We start from the raw sequence: 508 nt of genomic DNA, 5'->3' as shown, positions 1-508 counted from the left end.
AAAAGCTTTATTTGGTTTTCCTGGTCTTATTTTAAGTCTTGAAAAAAAGATGATTCTTGGCTGGCTTATTGGAAGTTTTGTGCTAGGTCTGGTTTATGGTTCGATGTTTGGTCAAATGGACCAATTTATTTCTAATAATAAAACAGTTAAAGAAATTTTTGTGGGAAATGAAACCGCGGCCTCGGCGATTAGAGGAAACTTCATGGTTAATGGGTTATTTTACAGTGGACAATATGCCACCAAATTTAAGAATAGTCTTTGTTGGGCTATTGAATACACCTGATAATAAAATTGATAAAGTGGCCTTAGTCGTTGATATGCGTTCGCGTGCTTTCTTTGAAGATATTCAAAGTATTGTGACCGAATTGACAGATAACACGAGTGTGAACTTTAAATTGTTGTTTTTAGATGCCAACGATACTGAATTGGTTTCACGTTATGTAATTATAAAAATAAAAGGATACTGTAAAATGGCTTTTCAAAAATGGTTACAAAAAAATGCAAATCG

Annotated in this window: 1 protein-coding gene and 1 pseudogene; both read left to right on the top strand. The window is 33.3% G+C overall.

Annotated elements, in window-relative coordinates; all coding sequences use genetic code 11:
- Positions 1 to 283: pseudogene (locus tag BABA_RS13795) on the top strand (hypothetical protein); the annotation flags it as partial.
- Positions 210 to 508 (top strand): RNase adapter RapZ (locus BABA_RS26615; RefSeq protein ID WP_275450341.1); only part of this gene is annotated, 299 nt, incomplete at its 3' end. The pseudogene BABA_RS13795 and the gene BABA_RS26615, both read left to right, overlap by 74 nt.

It is taken from the genome of Neobacillus bataviensis LMG 21833 (assembly GCF_000307875.1).
GTDB classification, from domain to species: domain Bacteria; phylum Bacillota; class Bacilli; order Bacillales; family Cytobacillaceae; genus Neobacillus; species Neobacillus bataviensis.
This window is presented reverse-complemented; position numbering and strand designations above follow the sequence as displayed.